This is a genomic window from Facivitalis istanbulensis, from assembly GCF_040560405.1.
In the GTDB taxonomy this organism is placed as follows: domain Bacteria; phylum Pseudomonadota; class Alphaproteobacteria; order Sphingomonadales; family Sphingomonadaceae; genus Sphingomonas; species Sphingomonas istanbulensis.
In genome coordinates this window covers 1-21646 of the sequence record NZ_JAVSCQ010000038.1, presented here as the reverse complement: position 1 = coordinate 21646, position 21646 = coordinate 1, and the positions used below count along the sequence as shown (strand labels likewise).

The window sequence follows — 21646 nt, the reverse complement described above, 5'->3', positions numbered from 1 at the left end:
CTCCCGTCAGGCGTCGGCGCGGGGGCTGCGGCTCCACACCGCCATGGCCATGCCGGCCAGCGCCATCAGGATGCCGAGCAGCGCGCTCGTCATCGTACCCTGCACCAGCTGTGTCGGCTCGGTGGCGACGCCGCGCCAGGACACGAACAGCATCGGCGTCACAACCATCATCACGGTCGACCACACCGTCCAGAAGCGTGACCGCTCCTCGGTTCCGCAGAGCTCGGCAAGCAGGATCGCCAGCGGGCGCCAGAGCACGACGGCGGCGAGCAACGAGATAAGCGCGGTCAGCGCATAGGTCAGCAGCAGAGCTGCGATCGGCAGCAACATGGTTCGGTCTCCCTTCAAGTGCCTGGCGACGATCGCCCGGCTCGGGAAAGGCACAGCGAATGGCATGCCAATTGCCACGATCGACGGAAATCCGTGCTTTTCCGCCTGTCGGAATGGCCTGTGATGTTTACACCGTGAACGGAAGATGCTGCGATGCTGTCAACGATGGATATAGCTGTTGGCCTCTTCGCCTATATTGGTGCGCTCTCGCTGACCGCGATCGCCAGCGTATTATTGGCGCTGTTCGTTGTGCTCCGTGCCAGGGCCGTGCCGGGATCGACGCTGCTGGCGGTGTTCCTGCTGGGTGTCGCCCTGTGGAGCGTCGCGCAGGTCCTGCCCGCCATTCTCGGCCCGGCCGCCCGGCCGGTGACGACCACGCTGATCGCATTGTCACCGCTGCCGGCTGCGGGGTTCATCCATCTGGCCTTCGCCTTCGCGCTATGCGCCGCGTTACGGCCCGTCGCCATCGCGGCCTATGCGACCGCAGCCTTTATGACGCTGATCGGGCTCATCTTCGGCGTCGGCAAGGTTGTCCCTTGGCATGACTTTCCGGGCATGTTTGTGCCCTCGACGATCGGCTGGTGCGTGCTGGCGGTCGCGGCCATACTGTCTATCGCCGGGCATCTGCGGCTGGCGCAGACCTGGCGCGAGCAGGACGGCCAGCACCGCAGGCAGGCGGGCGCTGTGTTCGTCTCCAGCCTGATCGGGCTCGTCGCGCTGACCGGCTTCGCCTTTCCGGCCCTGGGGATCGATGCCTATCCCTGGCCGGTCCTGCTGCTGCCCTTCTACTCGGTCGCGCTGGTCTATGGCATCGTGCGGCACCGTTTCATGGCCGCGGATGTGTGGGCGCGCCGAGGGCTGGTATGGCTGTTGCTCGTCGCGGGCGCGGACGCGGCGAGCGCGCTGATCGCCTCGCTGCCGCTGGCACTGGCGGGGCGTCCGGCGGGGCTGTTCGCGACCTGGGCGGCGCTGGCGGCGACGCTGGCGCTGGGGCTGGCGATCCTCGCTCCGCTCAAGCGACTGGCCAACCGGATCGTCTTTCCCGGCGGGCGGATCAGCGAGGCGGACTTGGCCGCATGGCGCGACCAGCTCGCGACAGCGGCCGACGAAGCGGCGTTGGGCGACGTAGCCCGTGCGCTGCTCCGGCAGCGGCTGAGTCTGCCGGTCGATGCTCCGACGCTGACCGTCGAGGGCGAAGTGGCGACCTTGACCGGATGGGACGATGCGCCGATCGCCACGCGGCATATCGCCGAACGCTTCGCCGGACTGGTGACGGAGAGCGCCCGCCGCCTCGCCGTCGCACGCCGGTTGGTTGAGGCGGAGCGGGAGGCGCGGCTGGCAGAACTCGGTGCGCTGGCGGCGACCGTCGCGCACGACCTGCGCAATCCGCTCGGCATCATCCAGATGGCCGCTACCGGCGCGCCGCCCGAGACCCGCACCGAGATCGGCGAGCAGGTGGCACGGATGAACCATCTCGTCACCGACATCCTCGATTATGCTCGTGCCTGGACGATCGTGCCGCAGCCGTTAATCGTGACGGACCTCGTCGCGTTCCTGGGCGTGGAGGCCCACGTCCCGGACAGCCTGATGGTGACGGCGGATCACCACGCGCTGCTGCGCGCACTCACCAACCTCGTCGACAACGCCCGCGAGCTCGGTACCCGCGTCGCGCTCGTCGCGAAGGTCGGGCCGCCGGTCACCATCGACATCTGCGACGACGGTCCCGGTATCGCGCCCGAAATCTCGGACAGCCTGTTCCGCCCCTTTGTCTCCCGCCGCCCCGGCGGCACCGGCCTCGGCCTCGCCATCGTCCGGCATATCATGGAGGCGCATGGCGGGACCGTCACGCTTGCCGAGCGGCCCGGCTGGTCGACCTGTTTCCGCCTTACCTTCGGAGCATCCCGATGATCCTGCTCGCCGATGACGAACCCGCCTTCCAGCGGCTGACCGGTGCATGGCTGCGTGGCCTTGGCCATGACGTGGAGGTCGTGGGCGATGGCGCCGCGGCAGTGGCGGCGTTCAGGGCCAAAACCGCCGACCTCGTCCTGCTCGACCTCGCCATGCCGCCGCATCATGATCCCGAAGCGGGCCTTGAACTGATCCCTTCCTTCGCGCCGGCCGCAGTGGTGGTGATGACCGGCCATGCCGATCATGCGCTGGCACTGAAGGCGGTCGAGGCGGGGGCGTGGGACTTTCTAGCCAAGCCGGTCGATCCCGACATGCTGCGCATCGTCGTCGCCCGCGCGCTGGAGCGGGCGCGGCTCGCGCGCGAGGTCGCCAGTCTGCAGGCACAGGCCGGGACCGACGGGGACATGGGCCTTGTCGGCACCTCGCCCGCGATGGCGGGGTTGCGCGACCTGATCCGCCGCGTGGCGCCGACCCGCCTCCCAGCGCTGGTGCTGGGGCCGAGCGGCACGGGCAAGGAACTGGTCGCGCGCGCGATTCATGTGGCGTCGCCCCGCGCCGCGCGGCCGCTGGTGACGATCCATTGCGGGGCGGTTCCGGCCGAGTTACTGGAAAGCGAGCTGTTCGGGCATCTGAAGGGCAGCTTCACCGGCGCCACCGCGGACCGGCCCGGCCTGATCGAGACGGCGCATGGCGGCACGCTGTTCCTAGACGAGATCGGCGAGATGCCCGCCGCGATGCAGGTCAAGCTGCTGCGCTTCCTCAACGACGGCAGCTATCAGCCGGTCGGTGCCCGCGCTCCGCGCAAGGCCGATGTCCGCATCGTGGCGGCCACGCATCGCGACCTCGCCGCCGCCGTGGCGGAGGGCAGCTTCCGCGAAGACCTGTTCTATCGGCTGAAGGGCGTCGTGCTGCGCACGCCGTCGCTGGCCGAGCGGGTGACCGATGTGCCGCTGCTCGCCAGATTGTTCCTGCGGCGGGTGGCCGAAGGTCGGGCCAACTTCTCGCCGGACGCGCTGAATTGGTTGGCGGGCCGGGGATGGCGAGGCAACGTCCGCGAATTGCGCGCCGCCGTCGAATGCGCCGCGGCACTGGCGATCCCGGGCGCGGCGGGCACCATCGTCACGGCCGCCGACCTCGCCTTCGCGGTCGGCGACGCTCCGTTGCCGGTGGAGAGCGTCGCCACCATCGCCCCCCAAAGTCTCGAAGAGGAAGTGGCCGCGCTGGAACATCGCCGCATCGTCGAGGCGCTCCAGCGCACCGGGCATAACCACACCCATACGGCGCGCGAACTGGGCCTGTCGCGCGTCGGCCTGCTCAAGAAGATGGATCGGATGGGGCTGCGCTGATTTCCGTCCCGTAACCGCGCCTGTCAGCCTCGCGCCCTACGGCCCGCCGACTGACGCGTCGGGCGCGCACAGCGCAGATGCTTCGGAAGGAGGTTGATGGTTTCGGGCGACGGCAGATGGCCGGTGACGATGGGCAGGCGGTCCACGACATCCGCCAGGATCTCCAGCCGCGTCGCTCCCGCATAGCGAACGGCATTTTCGCCGCCGATCTGCTGCCCGAGGAGGTCAGCCCGCGTCTCTTCGAAGGTCTGCAACGCCTTCAGCTCGGTGCTGACCATGTGTCGACCGCTATGCACCGCCTGGCCCGGCTTGATGAGCGTCAATAGCGGCTTGATCTTCAGCCAGATGCTGTTGAAGAACACATCGCCCAACGTTCGCCCCCCCTTGCCGGGCACGATTTCCGGAAAGAGATATTCTTCGCCCGCCGCCCGCATCGCGGCGACGTAGTCCAGCAGGCCGAGCCGGCGAAGTTCCGCGCAGATGGGAACCTTTCGCGTACTCTTGGCCATTTTGACGCGTCCGGCGCGGGTGTTGCGGATATCGAAATATGGGACGCCATCTTCCTCTCCGATGTCCTCGACTAGCAGCTTGCATGCTTCCTCACGCCTCATACCCGAGTACCAGACGATAGGCATGATCCAATAAGCCGCATCATGCCAAATCCGGCCGTCACTTCCCTTAGTGAACCGGTCGTCCAGCGTTGGGCTGCCGGTCCAGATTCCGAGTGCGAACAGCTCTTGCCCCTGCTGGATGGTGTAGGGATCACGCTCGTTAGCGTCCGCGGTCGTGGTGTAATTTCCCGGTGTAGATGATGGTGTATGCCGGGATGGGGCCGAGGCCCCACCCCGGCGTCGGCGTCACGGTGGCCACCGGGCTCATCGGATATGGTGGAGTTTGCAGACTTCAACCTGACCCGAGGAATTCCCGATGACCGACGACAGACTACCGCTTGCCGAACTGATGGCGAAGACCGGAGACGGCGATTTCCTGCGCAGCGTTGCCGAGAGCGTGCTGCAGATCATCATGGAGGCCGATGTCGACGGCCTGATCGGCGCCGGCCGGCATGAACGATCCGGCGAGCGCAGTACGTGGCGCAACGGCTATCGCGACCGGGCGCTCGACACCCGGCTGGGTACGCTCAACCTGAAGATCCCCAAGCTGCGGACCGGCGCGTACTTCCCCGGCTTTCTCGAACCCCGCAAGACCGTCGAAAAGGCGCTGGTCAGCGTCATCCAGGAAGCCTGGATCGCCGGCGTCAGCACGCGCCGCGTCGACGATCTGGTGCAGGCGATGGGAATGTCGGGCATCTCGAAGTCGAGCGTGTCCAAGCTGTGCAAGGACATCGACGAACGCGTGAACGCCTTCCTGAAGCGCCCGCTCGCTGGCGAGTGGCCGTACCTCTGGCTGGCGCGAACGTGGCGGAGATTGCCCGGTGTGCTGATCTTCGGCCGAACCAGATTTACAGGTGGCGGCGACAGATGGAGCAGGCAGCGCAGGGCTTTGCCGAGGTGCAGGTGCAAGCTGATCCCGTGCCGGTGACCGGATCGGCGATCACCGTCGAGTTCGAGCGGGCGATCGTGCGCATTCCCGCCGGCGCCTCGCCCGGACTGGTGTCGGCGGTGTTGCGGTCGGTCAAGCCGTGATCCCCGTTCCCTCCGGCGTTCGGATATGGATAGCAACGGGGCACACGGACATGCGGCGCGGCATGCGCAGCTTGGCCCTGCAGGTACAGCAGAGTTTCGGGCGTGATCCCTTCGCCGGAGATCTCTACATTTTCAGAGGACGCCGCGGCGACCTCTGCAAGATCATCTGGCATGACGGCGTGGGCATGTCGCTTTATGCCAACCGCCTCGAGCGCGGGAAGTACATCTGGCCCTTCGCGGTGGACGGCGTGATCGCCATTTCCCCCTCGCAGATGGCCTGCATGCTGGAGGCCATCGACTGGCGTAATCCGCAGGCCACTTGGCGTCCGACATTGGCCGGATAAAAGCCCCGGCATGACCTAAGAAGCTAGGGATTCCAGTGCTTTTCGGCTATGTCTTCAGCTATGGGGAACGAGGCGCAAGCAGAGATCGACAGCCTTTGCGAGCGGCTTGCCGCTGCCGAGGCTGTCGCCGCTGAAGTCGCCCGCATCAAGGCGATCAACCGCCGGCCCCCTTCCACGTCACGCCTCGTGGGCTCTTCGGCCCCAGCTTCCTGGCGATGCTGCTGTTCGAGAAGTTCGGCGCGCATCAACCGCTCAACCGCCAGCGTGATCGCTATGCTCGGGAAGGCGTGGATCTGAGCCTTTCGACCCTGACCGATCAGGTCGGCGCCTGCACTGCCGCGCTGATGCCGCTTTACCTGCTGATCGAGGCGCATGTCCTGGCCGCCGAGCGGCTGCATGGCGACGATACGACAGTGCCGGTGCTGGCCAGGACCAAGACCGATACGGGCCGGATCTGGACCTATGTCCGGGACGACCGGCCTTTCGGTGGGCCCGCGCCGCCTGCGGCGATCTTCCATTATTCCCACGACCGGCGGGGCGAGCATCCCGTGAGCCATCTTCGTAGTTGGAGAGGTATCCTTCAGGCTGACGCCTATGCCGGCTATAATGCGCTGTTCCATGGCGATCGCCTGCCGGCGCCGCTCAGCCGTGCCCTGTGCTGGAGCCACGCGCGCCGCTATTTCTTCGAACTGGCCGATGTCGCCGCGCAGCTCAAGAAGCGCCGCAAAAAGGCCGCCGTCATCTCGCCGCTGGCGGTAGAGGCGGTCCGTCGTATCGACGCGATCTTCGACATTGAGCGCACCATCAACGGCAGACCGGCCCAGGAGCGTCTTGCCTTCCGTCGGGAACTCAGCGCACCGCTGGTCGCCGATCTGGAAGAATGGATGCGCGACAGTCGGTCTAAGCTATCGAAGAACAGCGATGTGGCCGAAGCCATGGATTATATGCTCAAGGCATGGCCGGCCTTCGCCGCGTTCCTCGACGACGGCCGCATATGCCTCTCCAACAACGCGGCGGAACGCGCGCTGAGGGGTATAGCCTTGGGCAGAAAATCCTGGCTCTTCGCTGGTTCAGATCGCGGCGGTCAACGCACGGCCTTCATGCTGAGCCTCATCGGCACCGCGACGCTCAACGACATCGTTCCGCAGGCCTGGCTTGCCGACGTTCTCGCGCAGATCGCCGACATCCCCCAGAACCGTCTTCACGAACTGCTGCCCTGCAATTGGTGCGCGCCCGAGGATCAACGCGAAGCCGCCTGATCCGCGGCCCTCACCGAATGCCTACGGTTCGCGTACCTGGCCGCGACCCGCTTCCCCCTGCCGCAGTCCTGGGTCACCGGTCGGCCTCCGTCACCAGTTGCGGCGATAGCCCAGCGTGAGCGTGGCACCGTTGGCGGGCACGCGACTGCTGTTCAGATTGCTGCGCAGAAGCTGGCTGTAGACCGGGAAATACTGGGTATCGAACAGATTCTCGATCCCGGCGGTGATCGTGTCCCGGTCGGTCGGACGATAGCGGCCGGTAATGTCGAAGACCGCATATTGCCGGACGTCGCGGCGGCCAAAGCTCTGTACGCCGTTCAGGCGATAGTCGCGGTCGCCCGAGAGGAGCCCCTGGAAACGAATGTCCAGCCGATCGGCCGGCGATATCTCGACATAGGCGGTGATCTTGAGCGGTGGCACGCGATAGCCGGTCATCGGACGCGACGCCGCGGCATTGGCGGGTCGTTCCCGCCCGGTGATCCAGGTGGTCGTAGCACCGGCGCGGACGCGGTCTTCGGCATTCCCGACATTGAGCGATCCTTCGATGCCATGGATCCGCTCCGCCGTCCGCACCAGGATCAGGCCGTTGTTGAGGCTTTGGACGTCCCCCAGTTCGGAGGTTGTACGAAACGCCGACAACGTGGCCCGCGCCGCGCCGAACCGGCCGCGCCAGCCAAGCTCGAAACTGTCGATCCGCACCGGACGAAGATCGGAGTTGCCGCTGTTGAAGCCGATATTCGCATTGCGCAACTGAACCCCGATGTCGGGCAGCTGGAACCCCTGGGAGAAGGTGGCGAACACATCATGGCCTGTGACCGGCGTCACCGTCGCGCTGCCATTGAAGGTCCAGGCGCCATAGGCGATGGTGCCGCCCGGGATCGTGCCCGGCCGGGCCGCGCGAAGCTGGGACAGCGGCACGAAGTCGTCGAAACGGGCGCGGGCGCGGTCATAGCGCGCGCCGCCCTCGATCGCGAGCCAGTCGGCGAAGCGGTGCTGCGCCTGGACGAAGCCGCCATAGCTCAGCGTCGTCAGTTCGGGCATGTAGATCAGCGTCGTGGTTCGGTTGAACACAAGGCCACGGCTCTGGTCATAGGCCACGGGGTCGAACACATCGAGCGGCATGTCGCTCTTCTCGCGGTTGATGTCCCCGCCCCAGGTGATCGAGGTGCGAGCGGCCAGCGGCGTTTCGATCGTGAGCCGCCCCCCGAAAACCTGGCTGTTCTGCGTTGCTTGATCGACGTTGCGGCCACGCGTGGCGATGCCGCGCGCGTCGAACGGCGTGTAGCGGGAGAAGAAGTCCCGATAATAGCCCAGCATGGTCAGCCGGCTGCCCAGCACGTCGCGCACGGCAAGATTGGCGGTCAGGACGGTGTTGCGAATCTGATTCTGGTCCGCGAGCCGGATGCCGCGCAGCGGGCGGGCCGAAGCGCTACCCGCGGGCAGGCGATCGACCGCGGGATCGGATACGAAGTCGGTGTGCTGATCCGCCCGATAGTGGCTCGCCGAGATCTGGGCATAGACGTCGCCCAGGCTCAGCCCGAGCTTGCCGCCGATATTCCAGACATTGCTGTCGAACAAATCGCCCTGGCTCGGTTCCGGGGCCCGCCGATGGCCGTGGCCATCAAAGCCGGCGCCGATCCGCTGGTAGCCGCCATTGACGATGAAATCCAACCCGCCCGCAGAGCCCGAGACGAATTGCTGCACCCGTGCCCCGAGGCTGTCCGTCGACAGGTTCGACAACGATCCGGTGCCCGCCAGGATCGTCTCCAGTCGCAGCGGGCCGCCAGCGGGCCGGGTGTTGATCGCGATGATGCCGCCGGTCGCGCCGCTGCCGTACATCGCGCTGCTGCCGCGCAGCACCTCGACCTGTGCGATATTGGACGGCTCGAGGCTGATGAGGTTGCGGGCGCTGTCCCGATTGGTGTTGTAGGGGACGCCATCGACCAGGATCAACGCGCCTCGACCGCGCAGCGTCTGACCGAAATCGGTGATCGTCCGGCTTGAATCGGCCAGCCCGGGGACGGTCTTGGCGAGGATGGTGGACAGCGTGTCCGACGCCGTACGGGCGAGTTCGATCTGCGCCTGGTCGATCGTCGTTACCTGATGGCCCGATGCGACGATCTTGCTCCGTGTCCGATCCGCCGTCACCACGATGTCGGCGGCGCTGGCGTCATCCTGCGCCGGATCGATCGTCTGCGACCGCGCCGCGGTTGCGCCCAGCAGCGCAGCCGCCATCGTCATACACACCAACCGCATCCCCAACCCCCCTTATCGATATCGCGTCGCACTATCTTGGAAGTTGATATGTGTCAAAGCAGGGGTGTGGAAAGGGCATCGCCCTAGACGGTGGAAACCTTGTTCGGCCGGGCGCGGACTCCTTCCTTGGTAACATACCTTCTATGCGGGCGCGGACTTGCTGACGGCGATGCTGCGATGTGCGCTCAATCGCGGAGCCATCCCGGCACAGCAGGATGTCGATACGTCGGGACCCGCAGCACACGGGTGGCAGCCAACTCCTTGGTCCGGATCTTGAGATCGGCCTGATCGAGGCAGCGGAAATGCCAACGCTGGGTCGATCGATCGGAAACGCGCCGTTGGCTCGGCATGCCCGGCCCTGGCTGTTCGCCTGCCAACAGCCGACGATCTCCCGTGCTCGGCCAGCGCCCTATATTTTGGGGGATGCGATCCTGCGGCATTTCCTTGTCCAGATCAAATTGTCCATCAGCCGCTCAGGGCGGGCATTCTCCGCCTCCATTACCTTCAGTCGTTTCATCTCTGACGGCATCAAGCCACTCTGCACGGCTCAGATCTACCGGCACTGCTCCCCGAATTCTCGGCCGTGGTCGGACTACGCTATCATGCGCGGCATCCTGGAGGTGCTTCGCGTCATCTCAGGGACCCAGACCAGCCCCCGCTGAGCGGTGCGGCCCATGCATGGACAAGCGGCGGTGCAATCCGATGCCGCACCGCCGCTGCCCGTCCACGCGAGCAATGGGTCAGGCGTAGAGTTGCATGAGGATATCGGCCTCCATTGCATCGGTCAGCGTGAAGCGGCCCGATCGCCAACGCGCCTTCACCTCCTCCACCACCGCCAGGGGGACCGGTGCGTCGATGGTGTAGATCGCGCAGGACAGATAGGCCGGCGGCTCGCCGGGCACCGCGTTCACGCGAACCGCCGATACGACGCCCGGAACCTCGCACACCTCGCGGAGATGCGTTTCATCATACCAGCGATGAAAATCCGCTTCCTTACCCGCGACCGGATTGGTCAGCACGAGAAACTGGGCCTTCACAGACACCTTCCCTCCGCCATCCAGACCTGTCCGGACGATACGCCCCGCGTTCACCGGCACGGCGCCTCGCGCGAACCCGCCGCCCGTCGGACGGCGATCCACAGGCGGGCTATTCCGCCGCCTGCCGAATCTGCATATCGTCATCGACAATGGGCCCCTGCCCCATAAACTCCCGCAGTTGCTGGTGGAAGTTCAGGATCGCCGCCTCCTGGACGGGGTTGGGTCGGGACGCGGAGAAGACCCGTGAGCGCATCCCTTTCTGGACCTCCGGGATATTCACGAAGTCCTGCTCATAGATCTTGGGCCACTCGGTATCGCGCCAGTCGGCGTAGAACTCCCGTTCCAGCGGCGGCGCCTTGCCCTCGCCATAGCGTTGCAACGACCAGACGTCGAAGATGCAGCTTTCCGGATCATGCCCATTCGGGCGGACCCGGTACCACAGAACGCCGTCCACAGTGCCGTGCAGGAAGATGGTATTGGGGAAGACGTGCCAGTCGAGCCCGGATTTCTCGATATCTTCGGGCGTGAGATCCGCCGGCCAGCCCGAGCCGTCCGCTTCCGCCGCCTCCATCTGGAACTGCACCCACTTGGTCAGCACTTCCGTCGGCGAGGCATCGGCGGACACTTCGGTCCGCAAACGCTGGGTCGCCTCATAATTGCGCGGCGTGACCATCGCCTGAAGATCGCGATTGTAGTTTTCGACGAAATCCAGGATAAACTTGCGATAATCTGGTTCTTCCTTGGGATTGAGCCGGGGCGAGCGACGGAACGGAACCGCACCCTCCGCGTCGAACCACATCATGCCGTGCCGCCCGAAACCGCCGCTCTTGGAATAATCGTCGGTAAAGGTCAGCAATTGCGGATGCGCCTGCTGAACGTGATAGAATTCGTTGAAGAATTCCAGCGCGATCTTCCAGTTCGACTGCAGGATGACTGTCTTGTACCAGCGGTAGCGCAACTTCTCGAACTCGAACTTGTCGATATAGTCGCGCATCGGTTCGAGGAAGGTCAGGAGCGGCTCGGCCTCCATGTCCATGTTGATCCAGACCGCCCCGCCCCAGGTCGCAGCCTGCACCGGCTTCAGGTCGGCCGCGCCCGGCTCGAGCAGATCGCCCCAGTCCTGCGGATCGACGATACGCGTGTTCTTGCCGTCGATCCCGAAACGCCAACCGTGGAACCGGCAGGCGAACTGGGTCGCATGCCCGCACCCTTCGGTCAGGCGCCGGCCGCGATGCGGGCACACATTGTGGAATGCGCGAACATTCTCCTCGTCGACTCGAACCACCGTGATCGAATCGTCGACGATGTCATAGGTGATGAAGTCCCCCCGATTGGGAATCTCCTCAAGCCGGCAGGCGATCTGCCACACCCTGGGCCAGAGCTGTTCTTCCTCAAGCCGAGCGAATTCGGGGCTGAAATAACTCTCCTTGGGGATGTATCCAGCCCGCACGTTCGACGTCGGGAACTTGATATCAGCGGCTTCGACCATCACCGACTCTCCAGATCGTTATATAATTTTCGTTAGATTATATCTTTCTCCGGGGGGGTGCAACCCCGTCAGGCCGCAGCAGCGCACGCCTTTTCCCCGATTGTGCCGGCGTCGGCCAGATCATCGGTACAGCTATCGACACGGGTCAGCATGGCGAGGTGCCGCTCCACATCGCCAAGTAACTGGTCATCGACCAGCGCGCGACGATAGAGGTGGCCCACCGGATATTCGGTCGTGATCCCGATCCCGCCATGGAGGTGCAGCGCCTCGCCGATCACTGCCTTGCTGGCGCGCGCTATGGCGATCTTGCAGCGCGACGCAGCGGATCGCCGTGCCTCAGGCGCGCCGGATAGGGCCGCTGTCGCGGCATAGACGCTGGAGCGGGCATTGTTCGTAGCGATGAACATGTCGGCGACGCGGTGCTGCAGGACCTGCAATTCGGCAAGCGTCCGGCCAAATTGCTGCCGGGTCTTCAAATGCTCGATCGTGAGGCTGATCGCTTCGGCCATCCCCCCCACGTCTGCCGCGCACTGCGCCATGATGGCAAAGGCCCGCGCGTCGTCGAGCAGCGTCTGCGCCGCGTCGCCGCGCGCCAGCAACGCACCACTATCGACGCGCACCGCGCGGAAATCGACATCCGCCACCGGCGTGGTGTCGGCCAGCCGATAATCGGCTCGCTGCACGTTCGGCAGCGAGGGTTCGACCATGAGGAGAGCCAGTTCGCCCGAGGGCAGGATGGCGCTGACGACAAGGCAGTCTGCGGTCCCGCCACCGATCACCAACACCTTTTCGCCAAGCAGCCGATAGCCGTCGCCATCGGGCACCGCCGTCAGGGTCGGCGCCGAAAGACCGGCCGGATCGTCACCCTCCGCAAAGGCGACCGCGATCTGCGCCTCGCCGGCGATCAGGCCATCACGCCAGCCGGTCGCCGAACCGGATGCGGCACCGGCCAGCAGACGCCCAGCCATGACGATCGTCTCGAATCTGGGCGTCTTCATCGGCGCGCGCCCCAGTTCGCAGGCCAGGAGCATGATATCCTCCGCCGCGCCCGAAAAGCCGCCATTCGCCTCTTCGATGCAGAGCCCGGCTATGCCCAGCCCGGCAAAGACGCCCCAGGTCCGGGCATAGGACTCGGCACTGAAGCCGTCCCGCGGCAGTTCCGTGACCGCCTCGATCATGCGCGCGACGCTGTCGCGGATCTGAGCCTGTTCGTTGGAGAGCGTGAAATGCATGGCTCGTCTCCTCAGCGTGCCAGCGCGGACCAGATGATGGTCCGCTGGATCTCGTTGGTCCCGCCGAAGATCGATGCCGCGCGCCAATATACCAGCTGGCTCACCTTACCCTCGGCCTCGCGCCGCATCCACAAGGCCAGGGCGTCGTCGCCTCCTCTCGGCTCGACCATCGCCGCCATGCCCAAGGCATCGACCTCCATGCTGCTCGCCCGCAATAACAGGTCGGACGCGGTCACCTTGAGCGCCGACGCGGTCGCGCCGCCCAGTGCTTCGTCGTCGCGCGCATGGACGCGTAGCACCGACCATTCCAGGGCCTCGACATCGACGGCAAGCATGGCGACCTTTCGCCGGAACGCCTCGTTCATGCCCTTCAACGCGCGCAGCCGGTCGAGATACCGGTGCAGCATGCCCAGATAGGCATTATGGGTTCGTTCCGCGGTGAGCAGGAACTTGGCGTAGGTCCACCCCTTGTCCTGCTCGCCGATCAGCGCCTGGGCGGGCACCCGCACCGCGTCCAGAAACACCTCGTTCACGCTCTCGATCCCGTCGATCGTGGGGATCGGGCGAACGGTGATGCCCGGCGCGTCCATGGGCACGAGCAACATCGACAGGCCGGTCTGCGGCTTGCCCTCGAAGCGCGTGCGCGCAAGGCAGATCATATAGTCCGCATCCGCGGCGTGACTCGTCCAAGTCTTCTGCCCAGTGATGACATAGTCATCCCCGTCCCGCACCGCCCGGGTCTTCAGCGACGCCAGATCGGACCCGGCCCCCGGTTCGGAGAAGCCCTGGCAGAAATGCAGATCTCCGGTAATGATCCGGCCGAGGAAGTGGCGCTTCTGCGCCTCGTCACCAAATGCCGCGATCACCGGCCCGACCATGCCGACGCCGATGACGTTATATTCGGGCGCGTTCGCCCGACCATATTCAATGTCCCACATATGGCGCTGTACCGGGGTCCAGCCCGGCCCGCCGGCCGACTCCGGCCAGTTCGGCACGGCCCATCCCTGCCTGGCCAGGACGCGTTGCCAGGCATCGGTCTTGTCTCGACGCAGATGGCTGTGACGCGCTTCGGCCGCCGCCAGTTCCAGCGGCAGATTGTCATGCAGGAACCGGCGGATTTCCTGGCGAAATGCCAGATCGGCGGCGGAATAAGCGAGCTTCATCGTAAATCCATCCCGGATGATCCGGCCCCCGCGACCGGGTGGCGGCGCATGCCCTGGCAAATATCGGTCACGCCACGGACGCCAGCGTCGATGGTTCGCACACGATCTTGCGCAGAAGGTCCTTGCGCACCTTGCCCGACGCCGTGCGCGGCAACGCCTTCAGCACGACCAGATGTTCGGGCATCTTCTGCCGCGCCAGACCGGCCGCGGCGACGATGCCGGCAATGTCGGCCAGCGTGGGCGGCGGCCCGGCATGCGCAACGATACAGGCGCACACCGCCTCGCCGGTACGTACGCTCGGCACCCCGACGATGGCGGCATCGGCAACGAGTCCGGACGCGATCACGACGTCCTCGATCTCCTTGGCGCTGATATTCTCGCCGGAGCGGATGATGAGGTCCTTCTTGCGCCCAGTGACGAGAACATGGTCGCCCTCGACGATGCGAACCACATCGCCCATGCGGAAATAGCCTTCCGAATCATAGGCATCGACATTGTCCGCCGGATCGGCATAGCCAACCGCCATGCTGGGTTCGAGCACCAGTATCTCGCCCTCCCCGCCCAGCGGCACCGGCCGATCGGTGACCAGATCGACGACCTTGACGCGGCAGTGATGCAGCCGTCCGTCCGTTTCCGCGCCCAGCCGGATCGCGGCTCGGCTTTCAGGGCCACGGGTCATCGTCATCGCTTCCGACGCACCGAAATTGCGCCAGGCGATGCAATTCTCGAACAGCTCCACCGCTTCGTGGATTAGTGACGGGGGCACGGCGGCGCCACCGCACAGATACTGGCGCAGGAACGGCAGATGGCTGCCGCGACGGCGCGCCTCCTCGACCATCGCCTGAAGGAAGGGGGTCGCGCCCAGCATGAACGCAGGGCGATGCCGCTCCACCAGGTCGAAAGCCCGGACGGGATCCCACACATCAAGGCTGATGCCAGGAATGTCGGCGAGCCATGGGTGATTGAGCAGCCACAAATAACCACTGACATGGGTCACCGGGGACGGGCAGAATACGCAATCGCGATCGTCGAGCCCCAACGCCGGGACCATCTTCATCCCATCGGCGTGAACGCTGTTATGGGTATGGAGCACGCCCTTGGGCGCACCGGTCGTCCCGGACGTGAACAACACCATCTTGACCGCGTCGGGATCGACCGCGCGAGGCCCGTCGATCGGCGTGGCGGTCGACACTATGTCCTCCAGCCGGTCGCAACGCTCGTCGGCGGCACGCACCGTGACGATGCGAACGCCGGGCAGATCGGCCGCCAACCGGGCCATCATGGCGACATAGTCGAATTTGCGGAACGTGCCGGGGATGAAGATCAGCTTCGCGCGTGCCGCCTTGAGCATATAGCCGATCTCGCCGTCACGATAGATCGGGATCAACGGGTTGACGACCGCGCCGATCATCGCTGCCGCGATGTTGATGACGTTCGCTTCCCACCAGTTCGGCAGTTGAAAGGCAATGACGTCGCCCGCCCGCAGCCCGATCGCCTCGAACCAGCCGGCCAGCCGCCGGGCCGCGAGATAGAGTTCGCCCGCCGTCAGGCTGCGGTCGCCATCGACCAGTTGGACCCGGTCCGGCCGCGCCGTCGCGCGATCGCGCGCGAACTCCGCGACGGTCCGGTTCGGCCAGTCGCCATACGCCTCCGCCATCTGGGCCACCGCCGGGTTCCAGCGGATGCGAAAGCCGCTAACATCAAGGCGCATTTCGATCATCCGTGCGATCCGCCGCTCATGTCAGGCGATCTCGCCCAGCACCGTGCCGACCCGGTGGCTCTCGCCATCCGCCTGGACGATGATTCGCAACGTGCCGCTGGCCGGGGCATCGACCTCCTGCGTCGATTTATCGCTTTCGATCGAATAAAGCGGCTGGCCTTCGACGGCCTGGCCGCCATCCTCCACCAGCCATTCAGCGAGAATGCCCTCCTCCATCGAAAAGCCCAGTTTCGGCAAGATGATCTGCGTCGCCATGGTTACCCCAATGTCTTGCGAACGGCGCCGAAAATCTGCGCCTGTGAATAGAGGAAGTCGCTTTCCAGCGGCTTGGAGAACGGTACCGGCTGGAAATTCGAACCCACGCGGCGCACCGGCGCCTTGAGGTCGGAAAACAGCTCTTCATGGATGCGCGCGGAGATCTCCGCGCCTACGCCGAACGGTGTCACCGCCTCGTGCACCACCACGGCGCGGCGCGTCTTCGCGACCGACGTCAGGATGGTCTCGGCGTCGAACGGCGCTACCGTGCGCAGGTCGATCACCTCGGCGGCGACGCCCTCCTGCTCCAGCGCCTGCGCGGCCATCAGCAGATCATTAACCGAGCGGCCATAGCCGATCAGCGTCACGTCCGTGCCCGCGCGCGCGATCCGCGCCTTGCCGAGCGGGATGCGCTGCCCCGGCGCGGGCGCCGGGCCCGACACATAATAAAGCGGGATCGACTCCACGAAGATGACGGGATCGTCGTCGAAGATCGACGCGTAGATCAGCCCGGCGGCCTCGGCCGGTCCCGACGGAATCACGACCTTGCACCCGGCGGTATGGGCGAACCAAGCCTCGAGCTGGTCGCTATGCTGCCCGCCATTGCCGAAGCCGCTGCCGGTCGCCATGCGGATGGTCAGCGGGACATGGGTCTGCCCGCCCGACATGAAGCGCAGCTTGGCCGCGTGATTGACCACCTGGTCCATCGCCACGGTGATGAAGTTCATCAGCATGATCTCGGCCACCGGGCGATAGCCGGCGATCGCCGCGCCCACCGCCGCGCCGATGATCGCCTGCTCGGAGATCGGGGTGGAGCGCACCCGCTTTTCGCCGAAGCGCTCGGACAGCCCCTGCGTCACCTTGAACACGCCGCCGCCCTGCGGGTCGGCAATGTCCTCGCCGATCAGGAACACCTTTTCGCTGTCGGCCATCGCCTCGGCCAGGCCGAGATTGATGCCCTGAAGCATGTTGATCTTGCGCGGCTTGATGGCGGCGGCCACCGGCGCCTCCGCCTCGGTCGTCACGCGGCTCATGCCGCCACCTCCGCCAGGATGTCGCGCCCATTCTCCTCGGGCGCCGGATAGTCGCTGTCGAGCGCGAACTGGAGCGCCTCCTCGACCTGCCGCTGGTTGTCAGCATCGATCGCGTCCAGCGTGTCGGCGGCGACCCCCCATTCTTCGATCAGCCGACGGCGGAACAGAGGAACCGGATCAGCCGCGATCGCGGCGGCGAGGTCCTCCTTCGGGATATAATGGCTGTCGTCGCCAACCAGATGGCCGTGGAAGCGGAAGGTGCGGCATTCCAGCAGGGTCGGCCCCTGCCCGGCGCGCGCCCGCGCGACCGCCTCGCCCGCCGCCTTCCACATCGCGACCGGATCATTGCCGTCGACGGTGATGCCGGGCATCGAATAGCCTGCCGCACGCTCGGCGATGGCCTCCACCGCCGTACCCAGGCGGTAGCTGGTATGCTCGGCATATTGGTTGTTCTGGCATATGAACAGGATCGGAAGCTTCCATATCGACGCCATATTGAGCGATTCGTGGAACGCGCCGATATTGGTGGCGCCGTCGCCAAAATTGGTCACGGTCACCTGGCGCGTGCCGTCCATCTGCGCGGCGAGCGCCAGGCCCAGTGCGATCGGCATCCCCGATCCGACGATCCCCGTCGTCACCATCACCCCGCTGTCGGGATGGGTGATGTGCATCGGCCCCCCCTTGCCCTTGCAGGTGCCGGTCGCCTTGCCGGCATATTCCGCCCATAGCTGTTTCAGCGGCACACCCTTGGCGACCTGATCGTGAAGCCCGCGATAGATGGTGATCAACCGGTCGTCGGCGTCGAGATGATCGGCGATCGCCGACGGGATCACCTCCTGCCCGCGCGGCGAATAATAGATGATCTGCAGCTTCCCCGCGCGAATGGCGGCCCGCATCATGTCGTCATTCGCCTTGATGAGCGACATCCGCCCGTAGACGCGCTGCATGGCAGCGGCATCTGGCATGTTCGATCCGGATGGCATCACGTCTCCTGACCATGTTTTTCCGACTTGCTTCACGCAATCTGGCCGACACTTGGAAAAATTGCAACATTCATTATAATTTTGGTCGACGAGAATGGGGAGACACCGCATGACGAGCTTTATCGAGGCCTTGCCAGACTGGCCGACGGACGATTTCGCGACCTTTGGCAAGGTCACCGTCCGCAAGCGATCGCGCATGCAACAGCTGGTCGGTCGTTTCCTGGGCCGAAACTGGATTCGCATCCCACACGTCACCCATCATGACGAAGTCGACGTCACCGAGGTCGAGGCACGGCGCCTTGCCTGGAATGCGGACCATCCCGCGCATCGCATCAGCCCGGTGATCCCGATGGTGAAGGCGCTGGCGCTGGCGCTCGCCGAGCATCCGCAGTTCGCCGCCTCGCTGGATGCCAGCGGCGAGCAATTGATCGAGAAACATTATGCCCATGTCGGCGTGGCAGTGGAGGTGCCGGCGGGGCTGCTGGTGCCGGTCCTGCGCGACTGCGATACGCGTCCGTTGCCCGAACTCGCCACCGAACTCGCCGCGCTGGCCGAAAAGGCGCGAACAAAGGGGCTGCCAATGACCGACATGACCGGCGGCTGCATCTCACTGTCGTCGCTCGGCCATATCGGCGGCACGGGTTTCACCCCGATCGTCAACGCACCGGAAGTGGCAATCGTCGGCATGACCCGGGTGCAGATGCGCGCCACGCCAGGGGCGGACGGCGAAGTGGCCTGGCGCAAGATGCTGCCGCTGTCGCTCAGCTATGACCATCGCGTCATCAACGGCGCCGATGCGGCGCGCTTTGTCATCACGGTCGGGCGCCACCTCGCGGGCCTCACCTTCGCCTGACCATCGTCGGGCACGAATCCCCCTTGAAGGCGTGCGACCGCATCGGACGTTGCGTGATTGCTCGCCGTCCTTCCTGACGGTCGACGCACCGGCATGGCCGCGCGCACGCCCCACCCAACGCCCCTGCACCCGGCCGCCTGCGCGAACCACACCGATGACTTGACGAGTCCGATTTTCTAACGAATGTTGCATATTCACAGGACGACAGATCCTGGAACGACATCAGGAGAGGTAGGATGAAGCGTCTTCGTGCCATCGAAGTATCGGCCCCTGCTCTGGTAATGGGGCTCGTCATCCCCGTTGCCGTCAGCGCGCAGCAGGTCGGCTCAACCGAAACAGGTGAGACACCCGCACCGGATGCCCGGGCCGCGCAGACGACGACGCGAGACGCCGCGAGCGGCGACATCATCGTCACCGCGCGGCGCCGCGACGAGAGCCTGTCCAAGGTCCCGATCGCTATCTCGGTTCTCAGCAGCGACGCGCTGGCCCAGCAGAACATCCGGTCGGAAGTCGACCTCCAAGCCGCAGTGCCCGGCCTGACCGTCCGCGAGTCGGGCGGCAACAACATCCTCAACTTCGCCGTTCGCGGCCAGAGCATCGACGTCTACACCAACTCCCCGCCGGCGGTGCTGCCCTATATCAACGAATTCCAAGTGGTATCCTACACCGCTTCGGCTTTCTTCGACCTGGAGAATGTCCAGGTGCTGAAAGGGCCTCAGGGAACACTGTTCGGCCGCAATACCACGGGCGGCGCCGTGCTCTATCAGACCGCCAGTCCGGGGCGGGAGGCGAAGGGCTTTTTCACGGTGCGGGTCGGCAATCTCGACGAGCATCAGGTGACCATCGGCGCGACGATGCCGATCGCCGATTGGGCCTCGCTGCGCCTGGCAGGCAATTTCAGCGACGGTGGCGCTTTCATCACCAATCTGTACGACGGGTCGAAGCGCGGGAACAATCTGAACAAGACGGGCCGCGCGACGCTGCGGCTGACGCCGGGTGGCGGCTTCCGCAACACCACGACCTTTCAATATGGTGAGGATCGCGGGACCAATACTCCCAACCTTCCTTATACGGTCAACGCATGCGGCGCGACCTATCAGGGTCGTCCGCTGGCATCCGATGCGTCATGCCTCTACAACCCGGCAAATCCCGCCTTTGCCGCGATCCTCAAGGCCAATCCGCGCCTGTTCTCCGGCGGCTTGGAGGCCTATCCGGCCTATCAACGCGATCTTGGCAATCGCCTGGCCAACACCAACGTCTCCAACCGTCACCGCGCCGAGACGCGCTTTGTCATCAACACGACGGAGGTGGATCTTTCCTCCAGCCTGACCCTGAAAAACATCGTAGGCTGGAACAAGTCGAGCCGCAACGACGTCAACGATTACGACGGGACGTCCTATGCAATCTACGAGAATGCCGAAGCGGATATCGGCCAGGTGAACACCACCCGCCAGTTCTCGGACGAGCTGCAGTTGCAGGGCAAGCTGCTGGACGGGAAGCTGACGTTCGTACTGGGTGGTTTCTATTCGAATCAGACCGACGGCCTCATCTCAAACGGGCTGTTCTTCGGGACGGTCCCGGTGGTCTACAGCTTCGAACTCAACACCAAGTCGCTGGCCGGATTTGCGCAGGCCACCTACAACCTCACCGACACGCTCCACCTGACCAGCGGCTTTCGCTATTCGGAGGACCGGGTGAAGGGGCGCAACCGCCCGGGTTCGGCCTTTGGCCAGAGCAGCCAGAGCCTGAGCAACACCAAGCCGAGCTGGACGGTAAGTCTCGACTATCAGGTCACGCCGGAGTTGCTGCTCTACGCGACGCACCGCGGCAGCTGGCGCTCGGGCGGTTACAACTTCACCGCCTTCCCGCTCAACCAGACGGCCGCGACCGGCGGAAACGTGTTCCTGCCGGAAACCAGCAAGGACGTCGAACTCGGCGCGAAGTTCAACGGACGCCTTGGCACCATGCCCTTCACGATGACGCTCGCCGGCTACAACCAATGGGTCGATAACGTCCAGCGGGCGATCTTCCAGGTTATCCAGAATGCGCCGGCGCTGGTAACCGTCAACGTGCCCAAGGCGGAGATCACGGGCGGCGAATTGGCGATCACCGCACGCCCCGCGCCATGGCTCGATATCGGTGCCGCAGGAACCTACACCGATGCCCGCTTCACCGACCCCACGGCGATCGCATTTGGCATTCCCATCACCTACGGCCCCTATGGCGACGTATCCAGATGGTCCGGATCGGCATATGCGCAGGTGCGGCACGCACTCCCGCAAGGCGCGGTCGCGCTGCGCGGCGATGTGTACGCACAGACGAGCTTCTATTTCTCCAATCTGGCGGACAGCTACGCTCCGGGGACGCGCATTCCGGGTTACGCCCTGGCGAATGCGCGGCTCAGTTGGGAGGATGCGCTGGGATCCGGCACGACGATATCTGCCTATGTCCGCAATATCTTCGACCGCCAGTATTTTACCGGCGGCCTGCCCGCAAGCACTGGATTCGGTGTGAACTCAGTCAATGCGGGGCGCCCCCGCATCTATGGTGCGGAGGTCCGTTTCCTGTTCTGATGGCCCATGGCCTTTTTTCTTGTATGCGCGGTCATGCATGCCGGTCTGCACTGGACCGACTATCCCCGGTTCAGTGCGAACGCCCCCCCGACAACTAGGGTCAGGACCCATTGATGTGAGCGCCGTGATCTGATTCAGGCTCCGCAAGGAGACCGATATGAGCGACCTGTTTTGGCTGACGGACGATCAGATGAAGCGGCTTCGGCCGTTCTTTCCCAAGA

At 65.1% G+C, this 21646-nt stretch carries 18 protein-coding genes and 2 pseudogenes; 9 read left to right on the top strand and 11 right to left on the bottom strand.

The features are described 5' to 3' along the window. Positions 1-6: 6 nt before the first annotated feature. The gene (locus RN629_RS16540) at positions 7-330 is read right to left on the bottom strand and encodes a hypothetical protein (RefSeq protein WP_407036220.1); all 324 of its coding nucleotides are present in this window, start codon (positions 328-330) and stop codon (positions 7-9) included. A 165-nt stretch (positions 331-495) separates the two neighbouring features. Between RN629_RS16540 and RN629_RS16535 the strand changes: the two genes are divergently transcribed. Further along, positions 496-2238 carry a sensor histidine kinase gene (locus tag RN629_RS16535; protein ID WP_407036219.1) on the top strand — a complete coding sequence of 581 codons (1743 nt, stop codon included), beginning with the start codon at positions 496-498 and terminating at the stop codon, positions 2236-2238. Then, positions 2235-3584 (top strand): sigma-54-dependent transcriptional regulator, encoded by a 1350-nt coding sequence (locus RN629_RS16530; protein ID WP_407036218.1) that lies wholly within the window; start codon positions 2235-2237, stop codon positions 3582-3584. The genes RN629_RS16535 and RN629_RS16530 overlap by 4 nt, the downstream gene beginning before the upstream one ends. Positions 3585-3607: 23 nt before the next feature. Here the strand turns inward: RN629_RS16530 and RN629_RS16525 are convergent, their stop codons facing one another. After that, on the bottom strand, positions 3608-4219 hold the full coding sequence (locus RN629_RS16525) for a site-specific integrase (RefSeq protein ID WP_407036217.1): 612 nt from the start codon (positions 4217-4219) through the stop codon (positions 3608-3610). A gap of 292 nt (positions 4220-4511) precedes the next feature. On the opposite strand from RN629_RS16525, the pseudogene RN629_RS16520 reads away from it, so the two are divergent. The 4 genes and pseudogenes from RN629_RS16520 to tnpC all read left to right on the top strand — a co-directional run. After that, positions 4512-5012: pseudogene (locus RN629_RS16520) on the top strand (transposase); the annotation flags it as partial. Positions 5013-5098: 86 nt separating this feature from the next. After that, a complete protein-coding gene (locus RN629_RS16515) occupies positions 5099-5227 on the top strand; it encodes a hypothetical protein (protein WP_407036216.1) in 129 nt (42 codons plus the stop codon). Further along, complete coding sequence (tnpB, locus tag RN629_RS16510) at positions 5224-5571, top strand: IS66 family insertion sequence element accessory protein TnpB (protein ID WP_407036215.1); 348 nt, start codon at positions 5224-5226, stop codon at positions 5569-5571. The genes RN629_RS16515 and tnpB overlap by 4 nt, the downstream gene beginning before the upstream one ends. Positions 5572-5726: 155 nt before the next feature. After that, a pseudogene (gene tnpC, locus RN629_RS16505) lies at positions 5727-6830 on the top strand (IS66 family transposase); the annotation flags it as partial. 90 nt (positions 6831-6920) lie between these two features. On the opposite strand, the gene RN629_RS16500 reads toward tnpC, so the two are convergent. Then, positions 6921-9086, bottom strand: coding sequence for a TonB-dependent receptor (locus RN629_RS16500; RefSeq protein WP_407036214.1), 2166 nt, complete (start codon positions 9084-9086; stop codon positions 6921-6923). A 215-nt stretch (positions 9087-9301) separates the two neighbouring features. Here RN629_RS16500 and RN629_RS16495 point away from each other — a divergent pair, with 215 nt between their 5' ends. Beyond that, entirely contained in the window at positions 9302-9748 is a 447-nt protein-coding gene (locus RN629_RS16495) for a hypothetical protein (protein ID WP_407036213.1), read from the top strand. A gap of 78 nt (positions 9749-9826) precedes the next feature. On the opposite strand, the gene RN629_RS16490 is transcribed toward RN629_RS16495, so the two are convergent. The 8 genes from RN629_RS16490 to RN629_RS16455 form a co-directional block, all read right to left on the bottom strand. Continuing rightward, a complete protein-coding gene (locus tag RN629_RS16490) occupies positions 9827-10123 on the bottom strand; it encodes an EthD domain-containing protein (RefSeq protein ID WP_407036212.1) in 297 nt (98 codons plus the stop codon). Between the two features lie 109 nt (positions 10124-10232). Then, positions 10233-11612: an aromatic ring-hydroxylating oxygenase subunit alpha gene (locus tag RN629_RS16485; RefSeq protein WP_407036211.1), complete on the bottom strand. Its 1380-nt coding sequence runs from the start codon at positions 11610-11612 to the stop codon at positions 10233-10235. A gap of 68 nt (positions 11613-11680) precedes the next feature. Next, on the bottom strand, positions 11681-12844 hold the full coding sequence (locus tag RN629_RS16480; RefSeq protein ID WP_407036210.1) for an acyl-CoA dehydrogenase: 1164 nt from the start codon (positions 12842-12844) through the stop codon (positions 11681-11683). Positions 12845-12855: 11 nt separating this feature from the next. After that, a complete protein-coding gene (locus tag RN629_RS16475) occupies positions 12856-14007 on the bottom strand; it encodes an acyl-CoA dehydrogenase family protein (RefSeq protein WP_407036209.1) in 1152 nt (383 codons plus the stop codon). Positions 14008-14074: 67 nt separating this feature from the next. Next, positions 14075-15718, bottom strand: coding sequence for an AMP-binding protein (locus tag RN629_RS16470; protein ID WP_407036208.1), 1644 nt, complete (start codon positions 15716-15718; stop codon positions 14075-14077). Between the two features lie 30 nt (positions 15719-15748). Then, positions 15749-15982: a biotin/lipoyl-containing protein gene (locus RN629_RS16465; RefSeq protein WP_407036207.1), complete on the bottom strand. Its 234-nt coding sequence runs from the start codon at positions 15980-15982 to the stop codon at positions 15749-15751. 2 nt (positions 15983-15984) lie between these two features. Then, a complete protein-coding gene (locus RN629_RS16460) occupies positions 15985-17016 on the bottom strand; it encodes an alpha-ketoacid dehydrogenase subunit beta (protein WP_407036206.1) in 1032 nt (343 codons plus the stop codon). Next, positions 17013-17981, bottom strand: a complete 969-nt coding sequence (locus tag RN629_RS16455; RefSeq protein WP_407036205.1) for a thiamine pyrophosphate-dependent dehydrogenase E1 component subunit alpha — start codon at positions 17979-17981, stop codon at positions 17013-17015. Before RN629_RS16455 ends, RN629_RS16460 begins: the two co-directional genes overlap by 4 nt. A gap of 127 nt (positions 17982-18108) precedes the next feature. Here RN629_RS16455 and RN629_RS16450 point away from each other — a divergent pair, with 127 nt between their 5' ends. Both RN629_RS16450 and RN629_RS16445 read left to right on the top strand, forming a co-directional pair. Continuing rightward, on the top strand, positions 18109-18852 hold the full coding sequence (locus RN629_RS16450) for a 2-oxo acid dehydrogenase subunit E2 (protein WP_407036204.1): 744 nt from the start codon (positions 18109-18111) through the stop codon (positions 18850-18852). Positions 18853-19088: 236 nt separating this feature from the next. Continuing rightward, positions 19089-21425, top strand: coding sequence for a TonB-dependent receptor (locus RN629_RS16445; RefSeq protein ID WP_407036203.1), 2337 nt, complete (start codon positions 19089-19091; stop codon positions 21423-21425). Positions 21426-21646: the final 221 nt, after the last annotated feature.

Excerpts from the sequence above, each read along its gene's own strand:
- RN629_RS16540 (WP_407036220.1), bottom strand. The coding sequence starts at position 330 with ATGTTGCTGCCGATCGCAGCTCTGCTGCTGACCTATGCGCTGACCGCG.
- RN629_RS16535 (WP_407036219.1), top strand. The coding sequence starts at position 496 with ATGGATATAGCTGTTGGCCTCTTCGCCTATATTGGTGCGCTCTCGCTG.
- RN629_RS16530 (WP_407036218.1), top strand. The coding sequence starts at position 2,235 with ATGATCCTGCTCGCCGATGACGAACCCGCCTTCCAGCGGCTGACCGGT.
- RN629_RS16525 (WP_407036217.1), bottom strand. The coding sequence starts at position 4,219 with ATGCCTATCGTCTGGTACTCGGGTATGAGGCGTGAGGAAGCATGCAAG.
- RN629_RS16500 (WP_407036214.1), bottom strand. The coding sequence starts at position 9,086 with ATGCGGTTGGTGTGTATGACGATGGCGGCTGCGCTGCTGGGCGCAACC.
- RN629_RS16495 (WP_407036213.1), top strand. The coding sequence starts at position 9,302 with ATGTCGATACGTCGGGACCCGCAGCACACGGGTGGCAGCCAACTCCTT.
- RN629_RS16485 (WP_407036211.1), bottom strand. The coding sequence starts at position 11,612 with ATGGTCGAAGCCGCTGATATCAAGTTCCCGACGTCGAACGTGCGGGCT.
- RN629_RS16480 (WP_407036210.1), bottom strand. The coding sequence starts at position 12,844 with ATGCATTTCACGCTCTCCAACGAACAGGCTCAGATCCGCGACAGCGTC.
- RN629_RS16475 (WP_407036209.1), bottom strand. The coding sequence starts at position 14,007 with ATGAAGCTCGCTTATTCCGCCGCCGATCTGGCATTTCGCCAGGAAATC.
- RN629_RS16470 (WP_407036208.1), bottom strand. The coding sequence starts at position 15,718 with ATGCGCCTTGATGTTAGCGGCTTTCGCATCCGCTGGAACCCGGCGGTG.
- RN629_RS16465 (WP_407036207.1), bottom strand. The coding sequence starts at position 15,982 with ATGGCGACGCAGATCATCTTGCCGAAACTGGGCTTTTCGATGGAGGAG.
- RN629_RS16460 (WP_407036206.1), bottom strand. The coding sequence starts at position 17,016 with ATGAGCCGCGTGACGACCGAGGCGGAGGCGCCGGTGGCCGCCGCCATC.
- RN629_RS16455 (WP_407036205.1), bottom strand. The coding sequence starts at position 17,981 with ATGCCAGATGCCGCTGCCATGCAGCGCGTCTACGGGCGGATGTCGCTC.
- RN629_RS16450 (WP_407036204.1), top strand. The coding sequence starts at position 18,109 with ATGACGAGCTTTATCGAGGCCTTGCCAGACTGGCCGACGGACGATTTC.
- RN629_RS16445 (WP_407036203.1), top strand. The coding sequence starts at position 19,089 with ATGAAGCGTCTTCGTGCCATCGAAGTATCGGCCCCTGCTCTGGTAATG.